The 22,345-nt window shown below is 35.2% G+C and carries 18 protein-coding genes, 5 tRNA genes and 1 pseudogene; 22 read left to right on the forward strand and 2 right to left on the reverse strand.

The window, feature by feature from the left end; genetic code table 11:
• The first annotated feature begins 38 nt into the window (after nt 1-38).
• The 21 genes from RM520_RS14825 to RM520_RS14925 all read left to right on the forward strand — a co-directional run bounded on the left by RM520_RS14825 (nt 39) and on the right by RM520_RS14925 (nt 19,113).
• The gene (locus tag RM520_RS14825) at nt 39-1,652 is read left to right on the forward strand and encodes an alanine/glycine:cation symporter family protein (protein WP_311386476.1); all 1,614 of its coding nucleotides are present in this window, start codon (nt 39-41) and stop codon (nt 1,650-1,652) included.
• 9 nt (nt 1,653-1,661) lie between these two features.
• Nucleotides 1,662-2,528, forward strand: coding sequence for a ComEA family DNA-binding protein (locus RM520_RS14830; protein ID WP_311388518.1), 867 nt, complete (start codon nt 1,662-1,664; stop codon nt 2,526-2,528).
• A 10-nt stretch (nt 2,529-2,538) separates the two neighbouring features.
• Entirely contained in the window at nt 2,539-3,708 is a 1,170-nt protein-coding gene (locus tag RM520_RS14835; protein ID WP_311386478.1) for an acyl-CoA dehydrogenase family protein, read from the forward strand.
• A gap of 106 nt (nt 3,709-3,814) precedes the next feature.
• The gene (gene rpsU / locus RM520_RS14840) at nt 3,815-4,009 is read left to right on the forward strand and encodes a 30S ribosomal protein S21 (protein ID WP_055393644.1); all 195 of its coding nucleotides are present in this window, start codon (nt 3,815-3,817) and stop codon (nt 4,007-4,009) included.
• A gap of 133 nt (nt 4,010-4,142) precedes the next feature.
• The gene (locus RM520_RS14845; RefSeq protein ID WP_311388519.1) at nt 4,143-5,033 is read left to right on the forward strand and encodes a tyrosine-type recombinase/integrase; all 891 of its coding nucleotides are present in this window, start codon (nt 4,143-4,145) and stop codon (nt 5,031-5,033) included.
• 54 nt (nt 5,034-5,087) lie between these two features.
• Nucleotides 5,088-5,390: a ribosome hibernation-promoting factor, HPF/YfiA family gene (hpf, locus tag RM520_RS14850; protein ID WP_311386480.1), complete on the forward strand. Its 303-nt coding sequence runs from the start codon at nt 5,088-5,090 to the stop codon at nt 5,388-5,390.
• Nucleotides 5,391-5,491: 101 nt separating this feature from the next.
• Nucleotides 5,492-5,565, forward strand: a tRNA-Thr gene (locus tag RM520_RS14855).
• A 24-nt stretch (nt 5,566-5,589) separates the two neighbouring features.
• Nucleotides 5,590-5,671 (forward strand) — tRNA-Tyr (locus tag RM520_RS14860).
• Between the two features lie 99 nt (nt 5,672-5,770).
• Nucleotides 5,771-5,843: transfer RNA gene (locus tag RM520_RS14865), tRNA-Gly, on the forward strand.
• A gap of 83 nt (nt 5,844-5,926) precedes the next feature.
• Nucleotides 5,927-5,998 (forward strand) — tRNA-Thr (locus RM520_RS14870).
• Between the two features lie 49 nt (nt 5,999-6,047).
• Nucleotides 6,048-7,235 carry an elongation factor Tu gene (tuf, locus tag RM520_RS14875; RefSeq protein WP_311386481.1) on the forward strand — a complete coding sequence of 396 codons (1,188 nt, stop codon included), beginning with the start codon at nt 6,048-6,050 and terminating at the stop codon, nt 7,233-7,235.
• 122 nt (nt 7,236-7,357) lie between these two features.
• Nucleotides 7,358-7,430: transfer RNA gene (locus RM520_RS14880), tRNA-Trp, on the forward strand.
• An 83-nt stretch (nt 7,431-7,513) separates the two neighbouring features.
• Nucleotides 7,514-7,702 (forward strand): preprotein translocase subunit SecE, encoded by a 189-nt coding sequence (secE, locus tag RM520_RS14885; RefSeq protein WP_311386482.1) that lies wholly within the window; start codon nt 7,514-7,516, stop codon nt 7,700-7,702.
• 4 nt (nt 7,703-7,706) lie between these two features.
• Nucleotides 7,707-8,258 (forward strand): transcription termination/antitermination protein NusG, encoded by a 552-nt coding sequence (gene nusG, locus RM520_RS14890; protein WP_311386483.1) that lies wholly within the window; start codon nt 7,707-7,709, stop codon nt 8,256-8,258.
• 68 nt (nt 8,259-8,326) lie between these two features.
• Entirely contained in the window at nt 8,327-8,764 is a 438-nt protein-coding gene (rplK, locus tag RM520_RS14895; RefSeq protein WP_311386484.1) for a 50S ribosomal protein L11, read from the forward strand.
• 19 nt (nt 8,765-8,783) lie between these two features.
• The gene (gene rplA, locus RM520_RS14900; RefSeq protein WP_311386485.1) at nt 8,784-9,473 is read left to right on the forward strand and encodes a 50S ribosomal protein L1; all 690 of its coding nucleotides are present in this window, start codon (nt 8,784-8,786) and stop codon (nt 9,471-9,473) included.
• A 26-nt stretch (nt 9,474-9,499) separates the two neighbouring features.
• Nucleotides 9,500-10,015: a 50S ribosomal protein L10 gene (rplJ, locus tag RM520_RS14905; RefSeq protein ID WP_311386486.1), complete on the forward strand. Its 516-nt coding sequence runs from the start codon at nt 9,500-9,502 to the stop codon at nt 10,013-10,015.
• 54 nt (nt 10,016-10,069) lie between these two features.
• Nucleotides 10,070-10,450 carry a 50S ribosomal protein L7/L12 gene (gene rplL, locus RM520_RS14910; RefSeq protein WP_311386487.1) on the forward strand — a complete coding sequence of 127 codons (381 nt, stop codon included), beginning with the start codon at nt 10,070-10,072 and terminating at the stop codon, nt 10,448-10,450.
• 128 nt (nt 10,451-10,578) lie between these two features.
• Nucleotides 10,579-14,388 (forward strand): DNA-directed RNA polymerase subunit beta, encoded by a 3,810-nt coding sequence (rpoB, locus tag RM520_RS14915; RefSeq protein ID WP_311388520.1) that lies wholly within the window; start codon nt 10,579-10,581, stop codon nt 14,386-14,388.
• 61 nt (nt 14,389-14,449) lie between these two features.
• Nucleotides 14,450-18,748 carry a DNA-directed RNA polymerase subunit beta' gene (gene rpoC / locus RM520_RS14920; protein WP_311388521.1) on the forward strand — a complete coding sequence of 1,433 codons (4,299 nt, stop codon included), beginning with the start codon at nt 14,450-14,452 and terminating at the stop codon, nt 18,746-18,748.
• Between the two features lie 53 nt (nt 18,749-18,801).
• On the forward strand, nt 18,802-19,113 hold the full coding sequence (locus RM520_RS14925; protein ID WP_311386490.1) for a DUF3467 domain-containing protein: 312 nt from the start codon (nt 18,802-18,804) through the stop codon (nt 19,111-19,113).
• A gap of 53 nt (nt 19,114-19,166) precedes the next feature.
• On the opposite strand, the gene RM520_RS14930 is transcribed toward RM520_RS14925, so the two are convergent.
• Nucleotides 19,167-19,598, reverse strand: a complete 432-nt coding sequence (locus tag RM520_RS14930) for a hypothetical protein (RefSeq protein WP_311386491.1) — start codon at nt 19,596-19,598, stop codon at nt 19,167-19,169.
• Between the two features lie 100 nt (nt 19,599-19,698).
• Nucleotides 19,699-21,285: a peptide chain release factor 3 gene (locus RM520_RS14935; RefSeq protein WP_311388522.1), complete on the reverse strand. Its 1,587-nt coding sequence runs from the start codon at nt 21,283-21,285 to the stop codon at nt 19,699-19,701.
• A gap of 379 nt (nt 21,286-21,664) precedes the next feature.
• Here RM520_RS14935 and RM520_RS14940 point away from each other — a divergent pair.
• Nucleotides 21,665-22,345 (forward strand): annotated as a pseudogene (locus RM520_RS14940) (hypothetical protein); the annotation flags it as partial.

Below are 22,345 nucleotides of genomic sequence, written 5' to 3' on the forward strand. Positions count from 1 at the left end.
CAGCTTTACGTCAAATTAACATAACCAAATAACGTATTATGAAGTATAGACTTCTTTCATTTTTTGCATTATTATTACCACTCATTAGTTTTTCTCAAGAAACAACAGAACCTGGGCTTGACGAAAGAATTAATGCTTGGTTTGAACCTATTACCGCTGTGTGGGAAGGAATAGTCTTTTGGCAAGTACCCGGAACAGGCATTCCTTTGGTAGTAATAATACTGGTATTAGGAGCTTTATTTTTTACAGTCTATTTTGGTTTTATAAATATTAGAAAGTTTCCTTTAGCAATAAATGTTGTTCGAGGTAAATACGACGATTTAGAAGGGGCAGAGGGTCACGGAGTTGAAAAAGCTGAGGTTAATATCGTGGATGGTGATTTACCTGACACCATAAAGGATGAAAGCGAAGAGGGTGAAGTAAGCCATTTTCAAGCATTGGCAACTGCAGTTTCTGGCACAGTCGGTTTAGGAAACATTGCGGGTGTAGCTTTAGCTATTGCTATTGGAGGACCAGGAGCTACTTTCTGGATGATATTATGTGGACTTTTAAGTATGTCAACAAAATTTGTTGAATGTACTTTAGGTGTCCAATACCGTGATGTTGGAGAAGATGGCACTGTGTATGGCGGCCCAATGTATTATTTGTCTAGAGGTCTTAAAGAAAGAGGCTTTACAGGTTTAGGGAAGTTTTTAGCGGTGGTTTTTGCCATACTTTGTGTTGGAGCATCTTTCGGTGGTGGTAATGCAGTTCAATCAAACCAAGCAGCAGAACAATTGATTGGTATGATGGGTATGGAAGGTGGATCTTCAGGATTTTATATAGGGATAGTTTTAGCTCTTGTTGTTGGTGTAGTTATTATAGGTGGTATAAAGAGAATTGCTCAGGTAACTGAGAAAATTGTTCCTTTTATGGCTGTTATTTATGCGATAGCATGTCTAATAGTGATTTTTGCGAATTTCTCTTATATAGATGATGCATTCGGACTAATTTTTAAAGGAGCTTTTACACCTGAAGCCGGTTTAGGTGGTTTATTTGGTGTTCTAATTGTTGGTTTTAGAAGAGCGGTGTTTTCAAATGAAGCTGGAGCTGGATCTGCAGCTATTGCCCATTCAGCAGTAAAAACAAAGTATTCTGCAAGTGAAGGTATTGTTGCCTTATTAGAACCTTTTATTGATACCGTTGTAATTTGTACAATGACTGCTTTAGTTATCATTTTTTATAATAGTGGCGGCGTATTTGAATATGGCGGTGATGGTGCAGGAAATGTGCTAATTGATGGTATGAATGTTGGTGGTGTTACTTTAACCTCTCAAGCCTTTCAATCGGTGATTCCTTGGTTTCCATATGTTTTAACGCTTGCTGTTCTACTTTTTGCTATCTCAACTATGATTTCATGGTCTTATTATGGTTTACAGTCTTGGAAGTATCTTTTTGGAAGAAGCAAGGCCGCAGATTTATGTTACAAAGTCTTGTTTATAGCATTTATAATAATCGGTGCTTCTGCGTCCATGGGAGCTGTTTTTGCTTTTTCAGATGCAATGATTTTAGCATTGGTATTTCCTAATATGATAGGTTTACTTATCCTTTTTCCAAAGGTTAAAGAAGAGCTTAATAGATATTTAGGTGCGATAAAAACTATGGGCAAATAATATATAAAATTGAAAAATTTTAAATCCCACTTTAAGTTCAATAAACAAGAACGAAGTGGGATTTTCTTTTTAATACTGCTCATTATCGTATTACAAGGAATTTACTTTTACATCAAGACAAATCCTTTAAATGACAGTATCGTTCATCTGAATCAAATTGAGCAAAAAAAAATAGACAGTCTTAAAAAAGTAGCTTCTCAAAAAAAAGTTTTAAGAATTTTTCCTTTTAATCCAAACTTTATAAGCGATTATAAGGGATATACTTTAGGAATGTCACCTAAGGAAATTGATAGATTACATCTATTCAGAGAAACGAACAAGTTTATCAATTCTAAAGAAGAATTTCAGCAAGTAACTTTAGTTTCAGACTCCTTGTTAGGGGTTATAAGTCCATTTTTTAAATTTCCTAATTGGGTCTCGAATGAAAAGGTTGGTTTCCAAGAGCGAGGGCAATTTATTTCTAGAAAAGAGAAAACAATAATTCAAAATCTAAACACTGCTAGTGCCAGTCAATTAAAATCAATAAGAGGCATTGGAGATAAGCTTTCTACTCGCATTATAAAGTTTAGAGATAGACTAGGAGGTTTTTTGATAAATGAACAGCTATACGATGTTTATGGCCTAGAGCCTAATGTTGTGGAAAGTACGCTAGAAAAATTTCAAGTTTTAAACCCTCCAACAGTTAATAAGATAAATATTAATACAGCAACCATATTAGAGATTAGTAGTTTGGTATATATTCCTTATCAAGTTGCTATAGAAATTGTAGAACATAGAGAGCTTCAAGGAAGGATAGAATCCTTTGAACAATTGACCCTAATTGAAGGTTTTCCAGCTGAGAAACTCGAGAGAATAGTCCTATATTTGTCTCTTTAAAAAAACAACTATGAATAGTATGTACTTCACTGAAGAACATCAACTTTTTAGAACCAGTCTTAAAGATTTTCTACAAAAAGAAGTGGTTCCACATATTGATAAATGGGAAGAAACAGGTAAGATAGATAACTTCATTTGGAAAAAGTTTGCTGACATGGGATATTTTGGTTTAGCAACACCAGAATCTGAAGAAGGTCTTGGACTTGATTTATTTTATACGACGATTTTATTAGAAGAACTACAAAAGATAAATTCTGGAGGTTTTGCTGCTGCTATTTGGGCTCATGTTTATTTGGCTATGACACATTTAAATAAAAATGCTAATAAATCACAGAAAGAGGCCTATTTAATACCCAGTGTAAATGGAGATAAAATAGGCTGTTTAGGTGTAACAGAACCTTTTGGTGGTAGTGATGTTGCGGGTATGCGCACAACTGCGATTAAAGAAGGTGATTTTTACATTATCAATGGCTCAAAAACATTTATTACAAATGGCGTTTATGGAGATTATATAATTCTTGCAGTTAAGACTGATGTTTCTGCAGGGAATAAGGGAATTAGCTTAATTATAGTAGATTTAAAAAGTGACGGTGTTTCTTCAAACAAACTTAATAAATTGGGGTGGAGAGCATCAGATACTGCAGAACTTGCTTTTGATAATGTAAAAGTACCCGTTCAAAATTTAATGGGAGAAGAAGGGACAGGTTTTAACTTTATAATGGAAGCCTTTGCTCTTGAACGCCTTGCTATGGGTATAAATGCTCATGCTAGGGCAGAATATGCTTTGGAGTATGCGTTGAATTATATGTCAGAACGCGAGGCTTTTGGTCAAACTATAAGTAAATACCAAGCGCTTAGACATCGTTTTGTTGATTTATATGCCGATGTGGAAATGTGTAAACAATTTAACTATGCTGTAGTTGCTAAACTTGAAAAAGGAGAATATGCAGTGAAAGAGGCCACTATCTCTAAGTTAAAATCAACAAAAATAGCCGATGAGGTGATTTATAACTGTCTTCAGTTTTTAGGAGGTTATGGATACATAGAAGATTACCCAATGGCTCGACTTTTAAGAGATAGTCGTTTAGGCCCTATTGGTGGCGGTACTTCTGAAATTTTGAAAGAAATAGTTGCAAAAATTGTAATTGATAAAAAGGAGTATAAGTCTCCTAATAAATAGGATTAAAAAAAACTAGAAATAGTTCTTTTTTAAAATAAATTCATTCGTATATTTGCACTCCTGTTTTATAACGGGAAATAGTACTAAAGAAAGGAGGTTGTAGCCAATGTTAATTATACCAGTAAAAGAAGGAGAAAATATCGATAGGGCTTTAAAGCGCTTTAAGAGAAAATTTGATAAAACGGGTACGATGCGTCAATTACGCAAACGTCAACAGTTTACGAAACCTTCAGTAAAGCGAAGAGCTGAAATCCAAAAGGCAGAATATATTCAAGGCCTTAGAGATCAAGAAGAAATTTAAAGTCTTAAGATTCTAAATAAAATACAAATCCTGTTCAATTTAATTGAACAGGATTTTTTTGTTTCAATTGCTATAAACACTATATGTTTATTTGCTTTCCACCCTGTTCTGAAGAACTTTGTAACTTTACTACATGTCATTAGAGGCCTTTACATCATATCTATCCATAGAAAAAAACTATTCTTCGCATACAGTAAAGGCTTATCAAAAAGATTTAACTGAGTTTAAGAAATATTGTCTTAGAATTTATGATCTTAAAGTTATTAAGGATGTAGAATATACTTTGATTAGAAGTTGGGTTGTTTCATTGGTAGATGCCGGAATCTCAAATAGAACAATTAATAGAAAAATTGCTTCCTTAAAAGGTTACTACAAGTTTCTTCAAAAAATTGGTGTATTGGAAAAAAACCCTTTGGCTAAACATAAAGCTTTGAAAACAGAAAAGAAGCTTGAGGTTCCCTTTTCAGAAATTGAAATGGATAAAGTTTTAAAACAAATACCTTTTGAGGATGATTTTGAAGGTGTACGTAACAAATTAATGATAGAGTTGCTTTATGCTACTGGTATGAGAAGGGCAGAACTTATTAATTTAAAAGTACATGACATTAATAGCACACGAACAACTATAAAAGTACTTGGAAAACGCAATAAGGAACGGATAATACCATTATTGTCCTCTATGTCGTTACTCTTTAACTCATATCTATTACGGAGATCTGAGATAGAATTACAAGAAGAATTGCCTTTTCTTTTTTTGACAAAATCTGGTCATAAATTATACGAAACTCTTGTTTATAGGGTTATAAATAAGTACTTTAGTATGATATCACCTAAGATAAAAAAGAGTCCGCATATTCTCAGACATACCTTTGCAACTCACTTATTAAATAAAGGAGCTGATTTAAATGCGGTAAAAGAGTTGTTGGGCCACTCGAGTTTGGCATCCACCCAGGTATATACACATAATAATATTGCCGAACTAAAGAAAGTACACCTTACTGCCCATCCTAGAAACAAAGAGTAAAGTTCTTTGTAATGTTTAACTTGTTTGCTAACGGCAAACTTAAATACTTAATTTATGAAGGTAAATGCACAATCTGTAAATTTTGCTGCTGACGGAAAGCTAATCGATTTTATACAAAATCGAATGGATAAGCTAGAAACGTTTTATGATAAAGTAATCAGTTCAGACGTATATCTTAAAGTTGAAAACACTAGTGAAAAGGAAAATAAAATTGTTGAAATTAAAGTGCATGTGCCTAGGGATCAGTTTATAGTTAAAAAACAATGTAAGTCTTTTGAAGAGGCAGTTGATTCCGCTTGTAGTTCATTAGAACGTCAATTAGTTAAAAAGAAGGAAAAAATGAGGGCGCATGCTTGATTAAAATTTTTCATAATTTGTTTTGATTAAAAGAATAAATATATACATTTGCAGTCCGTTAGAAATAACGGGCTTTTTTTGTGCTAAAAAGTAGGTGATAAGCCGATGTAGCTCAGCTGGCTAGAGCAGCTGATTTGTAATCAGCAGGTCGTGGGTTCGAGTCCCTCCATCGGCTCATAAAATACTGAAAATCAAGTGAGGGGAGATACTCAAGCGGCCAACGAGGGCAGACTGTAAATCTGCTGACTATGTCTTCGCAGGTTCGAATCCTGCTCTCCCCACTTAGTACAAAAGAGTATTAAGTTTTAAATTTTCAAATTCATGTAAAAAATGAATTTATTGAAATTTAAGTTTTGAAATATTGAAATTATTAAAAAATTGCGGGAGTAGCTCAGTTGGTAGAGCGTCAGCCTTCCAAGCTGAATGTCGCCGGTTCGAACCCGGTCTCCCGCTCTAAAAAGTCATTTCTGTGAAAGCAGAAATCTCTTCCTAATTAATGGGAGGACTATGTTAAAGTAGTTGTTTCAACACTTTACGCCGGTGTAGCTCAGGGGTAGAGCGTTTCCTTGGTAAGGAAGAGGTCACGAGTTCAAATCTCGTCATTGGCTCATAAACGATTTGTACACTAATATAAACTAAGATTAAAATCATTTCAAAATGGCAAAGGAAACTTTCGATCGTTCCAAACCGCACTTAAATATTGGTACCATTGGACACGTAGATCACGGTAAAACTACATTAACTGCGGCTATTACAACTGTTTTAGCAAACGCAGGTTTGTCTGAGCTTAGAAGCTTTGACTCAATTGATAATGCCCCTGAAGAAAAAGAAAGAGGTATTACAATTAACACATCTCACGTTGAGTATGCAACGGCGAATCGTCATTATGCGCACGTAGATTGTCCAGGTCACGCGGATTACGTTAAGAACATGGTAACTGGTGCTGCTCAAATGGACGGTGCAATTTTGGTTGTAGCTGCTACTGATGGTCCTATGCCACAGACTCGCGAGCACATCCTCTTAGGACGTCAAGTTGGTATACCACGTATTGTTGTTTTCTTGAACAAAGTTGACATGGTTGATGATGAAGAGCTTTTAGAACTTGTTGAAATGGAAGTAAGAGAATTACTTTCTTTTTATGAGTATGATGGAGACAACGGTCCTGTAATTTCTGGTTCTGCACTTGGTGCTTTAAACGGAGAACAGAAATGGGTTGACACTGTTATGGAATTAATGGCAGCTGTTGATGATTGGATTGAACTTCCAAAAAGAGATGTTGATAAAGATTTCTTAATGCCTGTAGAAGATGTATTTACTATTACAGGTCGTGGTACTGTTGCAACTGGTCGTATTGAGACAGGTGTTGCAAATACAGGTGATGCTGTAGATATCATTGGTATGGGAGCTGAAAAACTAGCTTCTACAGTGACTGGTGTTGAAATGTTCCGTAAGATTTTGGATAGAGGTGAAGCTGGTGATAATGTTGGTATCCTTTTGAGAGGTATTGAAAAGACTGATATTAAAAGAGGAATGGTTATTTGTAAACCAGGTTCTGTTACACCGCACGCTAAATTTAAAGCTGAGGTTTATATCTTGAAAAAAGAAGAAGGTGGTCGTCACACGCCATTCCATAACAACTATCGTCCACAATTTTATGTTAGAACAACTGATGTAACTGGTAATATTGCTTTGCCAAGTGGTGTTGAAATGGTAATGCCTGGTGATAACTTAACTATTGAAGTTGAGTTGATTCAGCCAATTGCACTAAGTGTTGGTCTGCGTTTTGCTATCCGTGAAGGTGGTAGAACTGTAGGTGCTGGTCAGGTTACTGAAATCACTGATTAAAAATATTTGTAATCATAGTTTACGCTAAAAGGGTGTCCGTCAAATGACGGATACCTTTCGGTGTAAATAGAAACGGGTGTAGTTCATTTCTATTTTATTTGGAAAAATGTAGCTCCACAATTACGGGCGTAGCTCAGTTGGTAGAGCACTGGTCTCCAAAACCAGGTGTCGGGAGTTCGAGCCTCTCCGCCCGTGCAGTTTGAAATTAAAGCCCAATAGGGTAATAAGTTTTATGCAAAGCAAAATTAGCTAAGCATTAAAGAGTAAAAATTTATTTTATGTTGACGTACGTTAGAGAATCTTGGGAAGAATTAAAGAATAACGTGACTTGGTTAAGCCGGGAACAAGCTTCAAGTCTTATGGTAATCGTTGCAGTTTTCTCAATTTTATTTGCGTTGGCAACTTGGGGTGTTGATTCAGTCTTTAGTAAATTGATTCAGTTGTATTTTGATAATTTAATAGGATAAGCTGATGTCAGAGGTATTAGAGAAAAAATGGTACGTTGTCAGAGCAGTAAGTGGACAAGAGAACAAAATCAAAGGATATATTGAGAGTGAGGTTGAAAGACATGGTTTTGCTGACTACTTAGAAGATGTTTTGGTGCCAACCGAGAAGGTAATTCAGATTCGGAATGGTAAAAAAATCAATAAGGAAAGAACATACTTTCCTGGCTATATTATGATTAAAGCCAATTTAGGTGGAGAAATGGTTCATATCATTCGTTCAATCACCAATGTTATTGGTTTTTTAGGTGAAGTTAAAGGAGGTGACCCGGTTCCTTTGAGAAAAGCTGAGGTTAATAGAATGCTAGGCAAAGTTGATGAACTTGCTGTAAATACTGATAATATCTCTATTCCATTTGTGATTGGAGAAACTATAAAGGTTATTGATGGTCCTTTCAACGGTTTTAATGGAACTGTGGAAAAAATCAATGAAGAAAAGCGTAAACTCGAAGTAATGGTTAAGATTTTCGGAAGAAAAACGCCTTTAGAATTGAGTTATATGCAGGTAGAAAAAGTTTAACAAGAGCTGTTACATATATAGAAATTGTGTTGCTTCCAATTAGCACATTTTCATTTTAAACAAAAACAATGGCAAAAGAAGTAGATAAGGTAGTTAAATTACAAGTTAGGGGAGGTGCTGCGAATCCGTCGCCACCGGTTGGACCCGCCTTAGGTGCTGCCGGTGTTAACATCATGGAGTTCTGTAAGCAATTTAATGCACGAACGCAGGACAAACAGGGCAAAGTATTGCCAGTTGTTATCACGGTATATAAAGACAAGTCTTTCGACTTTGTTGTAAAAACACCACCAGCGGCAGTTCAATTGATGGAAGCAGCTAAGATTAAAAAAGGATCAGGCGAACCTAACAGAGTTAAAAATGGATCTGTTTCATGGGATCAAGTAAAGCAAATCGCTGAAGACAAGATGGTCGATTTGAATGCTTTTACTGTAGAGTCAGCAATGAGTATGGTTGCTGGAACTGCTAGATCAATGGGATTAAAGGTTGCAGGTAAAAGACCTTTTTAAAATCTAAAAGCAATTTCAAATGGCAAAATTGACTAAAAATCAAAAAGAAGCTCAATCTAAAATTGACAGAAACAAATTGTATTCTGTTGACGAGGCATCGGCTTTAATTAAAGAGATAACTAATGTAAAATTTGATGCATCAATTGATTTGGCTGTACGTTTAGGTGTTGATCCTAGAAAAGCTAATCAAATGGTACGTGGTGTAGTAACACTACCTCATGGTACTGGTAAAGATGTAAAAGTTTTAGCATTGGTAACACCAGATAAAGAAGCAGAAGCGAAAGAAGCGGGTGCAGATTTTATTGGGTTAGATGAATATTTGGATAAAATAAAAGGCGGTTGGACTGATGTTGATGTCATCATCACAATGCCTAGCGTTATGGGTAAATTAGGACCATTAGGTAGAGTTTTAGGACCTAGAGGTTTAATGCCTAATCCAAAAACTGGAACAGTTACCATGGATGTTGCTAAGGCAGTATCTGATGTAAAAGCTGGTAAAATAGATTTCAAAGTTGACAAAACAGGAATCGTACATGCAGCGATTGGTAAAGCTTCATTTTCAGCTGATAAAATAGCTGGAAATGCTAAAGAGCTTTTAGAAACTTTAAATAAGTTGAAGCCAGCTGCGGCAAAGGGTGTTTACATGAAAAGTGTTTTCATGTCAAGTACTATGAGCCCGAGTGTACCTTTAGACCCTAAAACAGTTTAATTACTGAGTAGTTCAAAATTAAAACAATGACAAGAGAAGAAAAAGCAACGGTAATTGAAGATTTGACTGCACAGTTGGCTGATAACTCTAACATATATCTTGCAGATATATCTGGTTTAGATGCATTGACTACTTCTAATTTAAGAAGAGCGTGTTTTAAAGCCAATATTAAGCTGGCAGTTGTCAAAAACACATTACTTGAAAAAGCAATGGAAGCTTCTGATAAGGAGTTTGGTGAACTTCCTGAAGTGTTAAAGGGTAATACCTCTTTAATGCTTTCTGAAACTGGAAATGCACCAGCAAAACTTATTAAGAATTTTAGAAAGAAATCAGATAAACCTTTATTAAAAGGTGCCTTTATTGAAGAGGCAGTTTATATTGGAGATGAAAACCTTGATTCTTTGGTTAATATCAAATCAAAAGAAGAGGTAATCGGAGATATTATCGGATTATTACAATCACCTGCCAAGAATGTTATTTCTGGGCTTAAATCTGGTGGCGGTAAATTAGCCGGGATTATTAAAACTTTATCTGAAAGATAATACGTACGCACACAAACAATTATATTTTAAGAATTTTATTTAAACGATAGAAAAATGGCAGATTTAAAAGATTTTGCAGAACAATTGGTCAACCTTACTGTAAAAGAGGTAAATGAATTGGCTGGTATTTTAAAAGAAGAATATGGTATCGAGCCTGCAGCTGCTGCTGTAGCTGTTGCCGCTGGCGGTGGAGCTGGTGGTGGTGAAGAAGCCGCTGAAGAAAAATCAGAATTTGATGTAATTTTAACCGCAGCTGGTGGTTCTAAATTAGCAGTTGTTAAATTGGTAAAAGAATTAACAGGTCTAGGCTTGAAAGATGCTAAAGAGATTGTTGATAGCGCACCAAAAGCTGTTAAAGAAGCTGTTTCTAAAGATGAAGCAGAAGGTATCAAAAAATCTTTGGAAGAAGCAGGAGCAGAAGTTGAGCTTAAGTAATAGCTTCCACATAGACAATATGGTTAAGGTCTTTCCGTAAAAACGGTCAGACCTTAGCCTGTTTTTATAGCCACGTGTGACGGCACACGTATCCCCTAAGAGAATTCACTATCAAAATTTGTCCATAGATGTTCACAAATCAGACTGAAAGAGTAAATTTTGCATCCGCTAAGAACATACCGGAATATCCGGATTTCTTGGACATTCAGATTAAGTCATTTCAAGACTTTTTTCAACTTGAGACTAAATCTGACGAAAGAGGCAACGAAGGTTTGTATAATACCTTCATGGAAAACTTTCCAATCACAGATACCAGAAACCAATTTGTACTTGAGTTTTTGGATTATTTTATTGACCCTCCTCGTTATTCTATACAAGAATGTATTGAGCGCGGTCTTACTTATAGCGTACCTTTAAAAGCGCGTTTAAAACTTTACTGTACCGATCCTGAACACGAAGATTTTGAAACAATTGTTCAAGATGTGTATTTGGGAACAATACCTTACATGACTCCAAGTGGTACCTTTGTAATCAATGGAGCTGAAAGAGTTGTTGTTTCTCAATTACATAGATCTCCGGGTGTATTTTTCGGACAGTCTTTCCATGCAAATGGTACGAAATTATACTCTGCAAGAGTAATTCCATTCAAGGGATCTTGGATTGAATTTGCAACTGACATCAATGGCGTTATGTATGCTTATATTGATAGAAAGAAAAAGTTGCCTGTAACTACTTTGTTTAGAGCCATTGGTTTTGAAAGAGATAAAGATATTCTTGAAATTTTTGATCTTTCTGAAGAGGTAAAAGTATCTAAGGCAGGACTTAAAAAAGTCATGGGTCGCAAGTTAGCGGCAAGAGTTTTGAATACTTGGCATGAAGATTTTGTGGATGAAGATACTGGTGAAGTTGTTTCAATTGAAAGAAATGAAATCGTTCTTGATCGTGATACAATTCTTGAAAAAGAACATGTTGATGAAATCATTGATGCTGATGTAAAAACTATTCTTTTACATAAAGAGAATAATGCACAATCAGATTACGCAATAATTCATAATACGCTTCAAAAAGATCCAACAAACTCTGAAAAGGAAGCTGTTGAACATATCTATCGTCAGTTGCGTAATGCAGAACCGCCAGATGAGGAAACTGCTCGCGGTATTATTGATAAATTGTTCTTCTCAGATCAACGTTACAATTTAGGTGAAGTAGGTCGTTATAGAATGAACAAGAAATTACAGTTAGATATTGGAATGGACAAACAAGTCTTGACCAAAGAAGATATCATAACTATAATCAAATACTTAATTGAGCTAATTAATTCTAAAGCAGAGATTGATGATATTGACCACTTGTCTAACCGTCGTGTAAGAACAGTAGGTGAACAATTGTCTTCTCAATTCGGTGTTGGTTTGGCACGTATGGCGCGTACGATTCGCGAACGTATGAATGTTCGTGATAATGAGGTTTTTACACCAATAGATTTGATTAATGCTAAGACATTGTCTTCTGTAATTAATTCATTCTTTGGAACGAACCAGTTGTCTCAATTCATGGATCAAACAAATCCATTAGCTGAGATTACTCACAAACGAAGATTATCAGCATTAGGACCTGGAGGACTTTCAAGAGAAAGGGCAGGTTTTGAGGTAAGAGATGTTCACTATACTCATTATGGACGTCTATGCCCAATTGAAACTCCAGAAGGACCAAATATTGGTTTGATTTCTTCACTTTCGGTATTTGCTAAGGTTAATCCAATGGGATTCTTAGAAACACCTTATCGCAAAGTTCAAAATGGTAAAGTGGATACTAAGAATTTTGGATACTTAAGTGCTGAGGAGGAGGAAGGAATGAAAATTGTTCAAGCGAATATTCCTTTAAAAGAAGACGGAACTATAATTAATGATAAGGTAATTGCAAGGGAAGAAGGTGATTTTCCAGTAGTAGACCCATCTGAAGTAAATTATACGGATGTTGCACCAAATCAAATTGCTTCCATATCTGCTTCATTAATCCCATTTTTGGAACATGATGATGCTAACCGTGCTTTAATGGGGTCAAACATGATGCGTCAAGCTGTACCATTATTGCGACCACAATCTCCTATTGTAGGAACTGGATTAGAACGTCAAGTTGCAACAGATTCTAGAGTATTAATCAATGCTGAAGAAAATGGTGTAATTGATTATGTTGATGCTCAAAAAATCACAGTAAAATATACGAGGTCAGCAGATGAGAAATTAGTAAGCTTTGAAGAAGATTACAAATCTTACAATCTTATTAAGTTCCGTAAAACGAATCAAGGAACAAGTATCAATCTTAAGCCTATTGTTAAGAAAGGTGATAAGGTTAAAAAAGGTCAAGTTCTTTGTGAGGGGTATGCTACTGAAAAGGGTGAATTGGCGCTTGGAAGAAATATGAAAGTTGCCTTTATGCCTTGGAAAGGGTATAACTTTGAGGATGCAATCGTAATATCGGAAAAAGTTGTTCGTGAAGATATCTTTACTTCAATACATATTGATGAATATGCTCTAGAAGTTCGTGATACTAAATTAGGTGCTGAAGAGCTTACTAATGACATTCCAAATGTTTCTGAAGAAGCTACAAGCGATTTAGATGAAAATGGAATGATTAGAATTGGGGCAGAAGTTAAGCCTGGTGATATTTTAATTGGTAAAATTACTCCTAAAGGAGAATCTGATCCTACACCAGAAGAGAAACTACTTCGTGCAATTTTTGGAGATAAAGCTGGTGATGTAAAAGATGCATCTTTAAAAGCTTCGCCTTCTCTAAGAGGAGTAGTTATTGACAAAAAGCTTTTCTCTCGTTCAATCAAAGACAAACGCAAGCGTTCGGAGGATAAGGAAGCTATTTCTAATTTAGAATTAGAATACGAAGTTAAATTCCAGCAGTTGAAAGACGTTTTAGTTGAAAAACTATTTACTCTTGTTAATGGAAAAACTTCGCAAGGTGTTATGAATGACCTTGGTGAAGAAGTTCTTCCTAAAGGCAAGAAGTATACAATCAAAATGCTTAATGCTGTTGATGATTTTGCTCACTTGGTAACAGGCAGCTGGACAACTGATGATAAGACTAATGCTCAAGTAGCTGATTTACTTCATAACTACAAAATTAAATTAAATGACCTTCAAGGTAATTTAAGAAGAGATAAGTTCACAATTTCTGTAGGTGATGAATTGCCAGCTGGTATTATGAAATTAGCTAAGGTTTATATAGCTAAGAAACGTAAGTTGAAAGTTGGTGATAAAATGGCAGGTCGTCACGGTAATAAGGGTATTGTTGCTCGAATTGTTCGTCAAGAAGATATGCCTTTCTTGGAAGATGGAACACCAGTTGATATTGTATTGAATCCACTAGGGGTACCATCGCGTATGAATATTGGCCAAATTTATGAAACAGTGCTTGGTTGGGCTGGAGAAAAATTAGGACGAAAGTACGGAACACCAATTTTTGATGGGGCTACTTTGGATCAAATCAATGCTTTGACTGATGAAGCAGGGGTTCCAAGATTTGGACATACACATTTATATGACGGTGGAACTGGAGAGCGATTTGATCAAGCTGCAACGGTTGGAATTATCTACATGTTGAAATTAGGTCATATGGTTGATGATAAGATGCATGCTCGTTCGATTGGTCCATATTCGTTGATTACGCAGCAACCATTGGGTGGTAAAGCCCAATTTGGAGGTCAACGTTTTGGTGAGATGGAAGTTTGGGCGCTTGAAGCCTATGGGGCTTCGTCAACTCTTCGCGAAATATTGACTGTTAAATCGGATGACGTAATCGGTAGAGCCAAAACTTATGAATCAATTGTAAAAGGCGAAACAATGCCTGAGCCTGGGTTACCAGAATCTTTTAATGTACTAATGCACGAACTGAAAGGTTTAGGCTTAGATATTAGATTGGAAGAGTAGTAGTATAGTTGAAAAACTATTTAAAAGAGAACATTTTTAACATTTTCATCTTTATAGCATTATGGCTAGAATAAAAGATAATAACGCACCAAAGAGGTTTAATAAAATTTCAATAGGTCTTGCTTCTCCAGAATCAATTTTGGCAGAATCAAGAGGAGAAGTTTTAAAACCAGAAACTATTAATTATAGAACTCATAAGCCAGAGCGAGATGGTTTATTCTGTGAACGTATTTTTGGTCCTGTAAAGGATTATGAATGTGCTTGCGGTAAATATAAGCGAATCCGTTATCGTGGAATTGTATGTGATCGTTGTGGTGTTGAAGTAACTGAGAAAAAAGTACGTCGCGATAGAGTAGGCCATATCAACTTAGTTGTGCCTGTCGCACACATATGGTATTTCCGTTCGCTTCCTAATAAAATAGGTTATTTATTAGGGTTACCATCCAAGAAATTGGATATGATCATATACTACGAGCGTTACGTAGTTATACAGCCTGGTATTGCAAAAGGACCTGAAGGAGAAGAAATCAATAAAATGGATTTCTTGACAGAGGAGGAATATTTAAATATATTGGAGACTATTCCTGCCGAGAATCAATATTTAGAAGATTCAGATCCGAACAAGTTCATAGCAAAAATGGGAGCTGAATGTCTAATTGATTTATTAGGACGAATTGACTTAGAACAGCTTTCTTATGAATTAAGACATAAAGCAAATACTGAGACCTCAAAGCAACGTAAAACAGAGGCTTTAAAAAGGCTTCAAGTAGTAGAAGCTTTGCGTGAGTCTCAAGAAAATCGTGAGAACAGACCTGAGTGGATGATTATGAAGGTGGTACCAGTGATTCCGCCTGAATTACGTCCATTAGTGCCTTTAGATGGTGGTCGTTTTGCGACTTCAGATTTGAATGATTTATACCGTAGAGTAATTATTAGAAATAATCGTTTAAAGCGATTGATGGAAATAAAAGCTCCGGAGGTAATTCTTCGTAATGAAAAAAGAATGCTTCAAGAATCTGTCGATTCACTTTTTGATAATACGAGAAAAGCTTCTGCTGTAAAAACGGAATCTAATAGACCACTTAAATCACTTTCCGATTCGTTAAAAGGTAAACAAGGTCGTTTCCGTCAAAACTTACTTGGAAAACGTGTTGATTATTCTGCACGTTCAGTAATTGTTGTTGGTCCGGAAATGAACTTATATGAGTGCGGCCTTCCAAAAGATATGGCTGCCGAGCTTTATAAGCCATTTGTAATCAGAAAACTGATTGAAAGAGGTATTGTAAAAACAGTAAAGTCGGCTAAAAAGATTATAGATAAAAAGGAACCTGTAGTTTGGGATATTCTTGAAAATGTTTTGAAAGGTCACCCGGTTTTATTGAATAGGGCCCCAACATTACACCGTCTAGGTATTCAAGCTTTTCAACCTAAACTTATTGAGGGTAAAGCTATTCGTTTACATCCATTAGCATGTACTGCATTTAATGCAGATTTTGATGGTGACCAAATGGCGGTGCACTTGCCATTAGGTCCTGAGGCCATTTTAGAAGCTCAATTATTAATGTTGGCTTCTCAAAATATATTAAACCCTGCAAATGGTTCTCCAATTACCGTTCCTTCTCAAGATATGGTTTTAGGTCTTTACTATATGACCAAACATCGTAAGTCTACTAAAGAAGTTCCTGTGAAGGGAGAAGGGTTAACTTTTTATTCTGCTGAAGAAGTAGAAATAGCGTTCAATGAGAAGAAAGTTGAACTTAACGCTGGTATTAAAGTACGAGCAGTTGATTTTAATGAAGAAGGCGAATTAGTTAGCCAAATAATTGAGACTACAGTAGGTAGAGTATTATTTAATAGTCATGTTCCAAAAGAAGCTGGTTTTATCAATCAGGTATTGAATAAGAAGGCACTTCGTAATATTATTGGTGATATTCTTGCAGTAACTGATGTTCCTAGAACTGCTGAGTTCTTGGATAAGATTAAGACTATGGGATATCAATTCGCTTTTAAAGGTGGATTATCTTTCAGTTTAGGGGATATTATTATTCCTAAGGAAAAAATTGAAATGATTGATGAGGCTAATGGTCAAGTAGATGGTATTATGGCCAATTATAACATGGGTCTTATTACTAATAATGAGCGATATAATCAAGTTATTGATGTTTGGACATCTACTAACGCTATGTTAACTGAATTGGCAATGAAACGTATTCGCGAGGATCAACAAGGTTTCAATTCGGTTTATATGATGTTGGATTCTGGTGCAAGGGGTTCTAAAGAACAAATTCGTCAGTTAACTGGTATGCGTGGTTTAATGGCCAAACCTAAAAAATCAACAGCAGGTGGTGGTGAAATTATTGAGAATCCTATTCTTTCTAACTTTAAAGAAGGATTGTCAATTCTTGAATATTTCATCTCAACTCACGGTGCTCGTAAAGGATTAGCAGATACCGCGTTAAAAACTGCAGATGCTGGTTATTTAACTAGACGTTTGGTTGATGTTTCACAAGATGTGATTATTAATATTGAAGATTGTGAGACGCTGCGTGGAATTGAGGTTAAAGCGCTCAAAAAGAATGAAGAAATTGTTGAAACATTAGGAGAACGTATCGTTGGTCGTGTTTCATTGCATGATATTTTTGATCCTGTTTCTGAAGAATTATTGGTGGCTGCAGGTCAGCATATAACTGAGGTTGAGGTTAAGAAAATTGAAGCTTCTCCGATTGATAAAGTTGAAGTTCGTTCACCATTAACATGTGAAGCACCTAAAGGAATTTGTGGAAAGTGTTACGGTCGTAACCTTGCTACAAATAAAATGGTTCAAAGAGGTGAAGCTGTTGGTGTGGTTGCTGCTCAGTCTATTGGTGAGCCAGGTACACAATTAACATTGCGTACGTTCCACGTTGGAGGTATTGCAGGTAACATTTCGGAGGAAAGTAGATTAGAAGCTAAGTTTGAGGGTGTTGCTGAAATTGAAGATTTGAGAACTGTAGTTGGTGAAAACAATGAAGGTGAAAAATCAAATATTGTTATATCAAGAACTTCTGAGATAAAAATTATTGATAAGAAAACAGGTATTACTTTAAGTACGAATAATATTCCTTACGGTTCTCAATTATTAATTAAAAATGGAGCCAAAATTAAAAAAGGAGATGTTATTTGTTCTTGGGATCCATACAATGGTGTGATAGTTTCTGAGTTTACTGGTAAGATTGCTTACGAAAATATTGAGCAAGGAATTACTTATCAAGTTGAAATTGATGAGCAAACAGGTTTTCAGGAAAAAGTAATTTCTGAATCTAGAAATAAAAAGTTGATACCAACTTTATTAATTCAAGATGCTAAAGGTGAAACTTTGCGATCGTATAATTTACCAGTTGGTTCACATATCATGGTTGATGACGGCGAAAAAATTAATGAAGGAAAGACTTTGGTTAAGATTCCACGTAAATCGGCAAAAGCAGGTGATATTACTGGTGGTTTACCAAGGGTGACTGAATTGTTTGAAGCTCGAAATCCTTCAAACCCTGCAGTTGTATCAGCGATTGATGGTGTTGTGTCATTCGGTAAAATCAAGCGTGGTAATCGTGAGATAATTATTGAGTCTAAATTAGGTGAAATAAAAAAGTACCTTGTAAAATTGTCTAATCAAATTCTTGTTCAAGAAAATGATTACGTTAGAGCTGGTATGCCACTTTCTGATGGGTCAATTACACCAGAAGATATTTTGGCAATTAAAGGGCCATCAGCGGTACAGCAATACTTGGTTAATGAAGTACAAGAGGTATATCGTTTACAAGGAGTAAAAATTAACGATAAGCATTTTGAAGTTGTTGTAAGACAAATGATGCGTAAGGTTAGAATTCAAGACTCTGGTGACACTATTTTCTTAGAAAATCAACTTATTCATAAAGATGATTTTATACGTGAGAATGATGAGATTTTTGGTAAGAAAGTAGTTGAAGAGGCAGGAGATTCTGAAAACTTGAAAGCAGGTCAAATAATAACGGCAAGAGAGCTTAGAGATGAAAATTCTTTATTAAAGCGTTCTGATAAGAATCTTGTTACTGCTAGAGATGCTGTTGCAGCAACTGCAACGCCAATCTTGCAAGGTATTACAAGAGCTTCTTTACAAACTAAATCATTTATTTCAGCGGCTTCTTTCCAAGAAACTACTAAAGTACTGAACGAGGCTGCTGTAAGCGGTAAAGTTGATACTCTAGAAGGATTGAAAGAAAATGTGATTGTAGGACATAAAATTCCTGCAGGTACAGGCATGAGAGACTATGATAGTATCATTGTTGGTTCGAAAGAAGAATATGATGAGATAATGGCTCGAAAAGAAGAGTTTAAGTTTTAAATACTAAAAACCCTGACAAAATTGTCAGGGTTTTTGTTTGAATCAAATTAGAAATGGCAGAAAAGAACCCGAAACAAAAGCAAATAAATATTGAATTGGATGAAAAGATGGCCGAAGGAATTTATTCCAACCTTGCTATCATAAATCATTCAGTTTCTGAATTTGTAGTTGATTTTATAAGCTTAATGCCTGGTGCACCGAAAGCCAAGGTGAAAAGCAGAATAGTATTGACTCCGCAGCATGCTAAAAAGTTTTTAAAGGCTTTAAATGATAATGTGAATCGTTTTGAGAAGGCCCATGGTACAATTAAGGATTATGAGCAGCCTTCAATACCTTTAAATTTTGGCCCAGCTGGAGAAGCATAAATAAAAACCCTGACATTTTCGTCAGGGTTTTATTTTTTAAAAACACTTCTTTTTTATTTTAACCAGCCCTTTTGAATGCTTTTAGTTGAAAACATAATTAGTAAAAGACCAATAATGGTTACAGTAATTGGCATGGCAAAAGAATTCGGAAAAACTTCGTCTGCATTTTGAATGAATAGCCAATTGATAAATTGGGCAACTGCAGTTATAAAAGAAAGAATGAACAGAGGTTTCGCCCACTTTTTTCTTAATAATAAGGCAATACAAGCAATAGTACCTGAAAAAACAGCAATAGCAAAACATGCAGTAGCCCAAGCAGGAATAGCTTCAAACACTTCTCTTTGAACTTGAGTCATTGTTTCTAACATCTCGACTTGATTGTAAGCTGTGTAAAGGTATTGAAACACTCCAAAAAAATTCCAAAAAAGGGCAATAACACTTATTACCCAAAACCATATCGATGGTTTTGATGTTGAATTTGTCATTTGTAAAGTTTTATTGGTTAATAGCCAATAAGTTACAAAAAAGACCTAATTAAACAGTAATTACACGTAATAAGAAGGACAGATGTTTAGGTTGTTTTAATTATTCAAATTCTGAAGTGAAATGAAGTTTTACACTTGGATACTTTTGTTGAGTCATTTGAAGGGAAAACTGTGAATCAGCCAAGAAAACTAGTTGTTCTCTCTTATCAATTGCCAAAAACTTTTGTTTTACTCTTTTAAACTCCTTGAACTCCTCATTTTTTTCATCCGCTTCAACCCAACAGGCTTTATGAACTGGGAAATTCTCATAAGTACACTTAGCACCGTACTCATGTTCAAGACGATATTGGATAACTTCATATTGAAGAGCACCTACAGTTCCAATAATTTTTCTACCGTTTAATTCTAGTGTAAATAATTGTGCAACTCCTTCATCCATTAATTGGTCAATACCTTTATTTAGCTGTTTGGCCTTCATTGGGTCGGCATTATTGATATACCTAAAATGTTCCGGAGAAAAACTGGGTATCCCTTTATAATGAAGTTTTTCTCCATTGGTCAAAGTATCACCTATTTTAAAATTACCAGTATCATGTAAACCAACAATATCTCCGGGGTATGAAATATCGACAATCTCCTTTTTTTCAGCGAAAAATGCATTTGGACTAGAGAATTTTAAATTTTTATTATGACGAACATGTAAGTAAGGTTTATTGCGTTCAAAAGTTCCTGAAACAATTTTAATAAATGCTAATCTGTCTCTATGCTTAGGGTCCATATTTGCATGAATCTTAAATACAAACCCAGAAAAGTCTTCTTCCTTTGCTAGCACTAGTCTTTCTTCTGCCATTTTCGATAATGGGGCCGGGGCAATATTTATAAAGCAATCAAGTAGCTCACGTACTCCAAAATTATTCAATGCAGATCCGAAGAAAACAGGTTGTTGTTCGGCTTTTAAATAGGATTCCGTGTCAAATGAGGGATAAACTCCCTCAACTAATTCCAAATTTTCCCTTAATTCAATGGCTGCCTTTTCACCTATAATAGAATCTAATTCTTGATTTTCAATATTATCAAATGCAATTGTTTCTTCAATATTTTGCTTGCTATTGCCACTGAACAAGTTTATGTTTTTTTCGTAAATATTATAAATACCTTTAAAATCATACCCCATGCCTATTGGAAAACTCAAAGGAGTTACTGTTAAACCTAATTTTTGCTCAACTTCATCCAAAAGATCAAATGCATCTTTACCCTCACGATCTAATTTGTTAATAAATACAATCATTGGTATTTTTCGCATTCTACAAACTTCAACTAATTTCTCAGTCTGTTCTTCGACCCCTTTTGCTACATCAATAACAACGATAACACTGTCTACAGCAGTTAAGGTTCTGAAGGTGTCTTCGGCGAAATCTTTGTGTCCGGGAGTATCAAGTATATTGATTTTTTTGTTTTTGTAAATAAACGCGAGTACCGAAGTTGCAACCGAAATACCGCGCTGTCTTTCAATCTCCATAAAATCACTAGTGGCAGATTTTTTTATTTTATTGTTTTTTACAGCACCAGCTTCCTTTATAGCACCACCAAAGAGAAGTAATTTTTCTGTTAATGTAGTTTTTCCAGCGTCTGGGTGTGATATTATGCCAAAAGTTCTTCTTCTTGCAATTTCCTTTTCAAAGCTCATGTGAAAAATTTGGGCAAAAATAAGCTAAAATGTTGGAGTGACTTTTTTTAATAATTGGTTCTTATATGTGAATAGTTTGTGGATAAAAAAGAATCAAAATAAGATATGTACTACAAAATCAAAGTATATTTCATCTAAATACTGATAGTTAAGTCTTTTTTGGATGTTGTAACATCTTTTTTTCTAAAATTGACGTATCTATTCAAACCAAAAGATTGCAGTTTATCGAGTAAAATAGGTAGTTAAATTGATAAAAAGTAACTATGCATAATCATACTCTGGAGCGATAAATGAAATCTTGAAGTAGTATTGATTGCCCCAAAATCCTTACAAAACATACCTACAAAGCCATGGTGATTAGTTTAAATAGACTAACGCTATGTATAAATATTTGTACCTATTCAATTCCAATATTACCATTCAATTTAAGTGTAATGGCTTAATTCAATGTTTAATACTCTCTTGTTTTTTAATTTGTAATTTTTCATTTGGGTTTAATTCTTTTGAAAATAATACAAATGATTATGACGGAGATGGTGTTTATGATGAAAATGATATCGATATCGATGGTGACGGAATAACCAATGATGTCGAAGACGGAAATGAAGATGGAGATAATTGCTATTGGACTTATCCCACAGACACAGACGCTGATGGCATACCAGATTATTTAGATATCGATTCGGACAATGACGGACTCTTAGATAACCTTGAAGCACAAAACGTACATATATATGAATCACCTTCAGGTATCGATTTGAATCATAATGGATTAGATGATATTTATGAACAATTCACACCGATTGGAATTCAACCAGATGATAGTAGAGATAATGATGGTTTTACAAATCAGTTAGATTTAGATAGTGATGACGATGGTATTCCAGACAATGTAGAAGGTCAACCCACAGATGGTTATGTAGGTCCAAGTGGTATTGACAGTGATAATGATGGATTGGATGATGCTTATGAAGGTGACGGCGATGCCGGTATTACTCCAGTAAATACTGATTCTAATGGTAAACCTGACTATTTAGACTACGATTCGGATGATGATTTG

Source organism: Croceitalea vernalis (genome assembly GCF_031846405.1).
Classification (GTDB): Bacteria; Bacteroidota; Bacteroidia; order Flavobacteriales; family Flavobacteriaceae; genus Croceitalea; species Croceitalea vernalis.

Excerpts from the sequence above, each read along its gene's own strand:
- RM520_RS14825 (WP_311386476.1), top strand. The coding sequence starts at position 39 with ATGAAGTATAGACTTCTTTCATTTTTTGCATTATTATTACCACTCATT.
- RM520_RS14835 (WP_311386478.1), top strand. The coding sequence starts at position 2,539 with ATGAATAGTATGTACTTCACTGAAGAACATCAACTTTTTAGAACCAGT.
- rpsU (WP_055393644.1), top strand. The coding sequence starts at position 3,815 with ATGTTAATTATACCAGTAAAAGAAGGAGAAAATATCGATAGGGCTTTA.
- RM520_RS14845 (WP_311388519.1), top strand. The coding sequence starts at position 4,143 with ATGTCATTAGAGGCCTTTACATCATATCTATCCATAGAAAAAAACTAT.
- hpf (WP_311386480.1), top strand. The coding sequence starts at position 5,088 with ATGAAGGTAAATGCACAATCTGTAAATTTTGCTGCTGACGGAAAGCTA.
- tuf (WP_311386481.1), top strand. The coding sequence starts at position 6,048 with ATGGCAAAGGAAACTTTCGATCGTTCCAAACCGCACTTAAATATTGGT.
- secE (WP_311386482.1), top strand. The coding sequence starts at position 7,514 with ATGTTGACGTACGTTAGAGAATCTTGGGAAGAATTAAAGAATAACGTG.
- nusG (WP_311386483.1), top strand. The coding sequence starts at position 7,707 with ATGTCAGAGGTATTAGAGAAAAAATGGTACGTTGTCAGAGCAGTAAGT.
- rplK (WP_311386484.1), top strand. The coding sequence starts at position 8,327 with ATGGCAAAAGAAGTAGATAAGGTAGTTAAATTACAAGTTAGGGGAGGT.
- rplA (WP_311386485.1), top strand. The coding sequence starts at position 8,784 with ATGGCAAAATTGACTAAAAATCAAAAAGAAGCTCAATCTAAAATTGAC.
- rplJ (WP_311386486.1), top strand. The coding sequence starts at position 9,500 with ATGACAAGAGAAGAAAAAGCAACGGTAATTGAAGATTTGACTGCACAG.
- rplL (WP_311386487.1), top strand. The coding sequence starts at position 10,070 with ATGGCAGATTTAAAAGATTTTGCAGAACAATTGGTCAACCTTACTGTA.
- rpoB (WP_311388520.1), top strand. The coding sequence starts at position 10,579 with ATGTTCACAAATCAGACTGAAAGAGTAAATTTTGCATCCGCTAAGAAC.
- rpoC (WP_311388521.1), top strand. The coding sequence starts at position 14,450 with ATGGCTAGAATAAAAGATAATAACGCACCAAAGAGGTTTAATAAAATT.
- RM520_RS14925 (WP_311386490.1), top strand. The coding sequence starts at position 18,802 with ATGGCAGAAAAGAACCCGAAACAAAAGCAAATAAATATTGAATTGGAT.
- RM520_RS14930 (WP_311386491.1), bottom strand. The coding sequence starts at position 19,598 with ATGACAAATTCAACATCAAAACCATCGATATGGTTTTGGGTAATAAGT.
- RM520_RS14935 (WP_311388522.1), bottom strand. The coding sequence starts at position 21,285 with ATGAGCTTTGAAAAGGAAATTGCAAGAAGAAGAACTTTTGGCATAATA.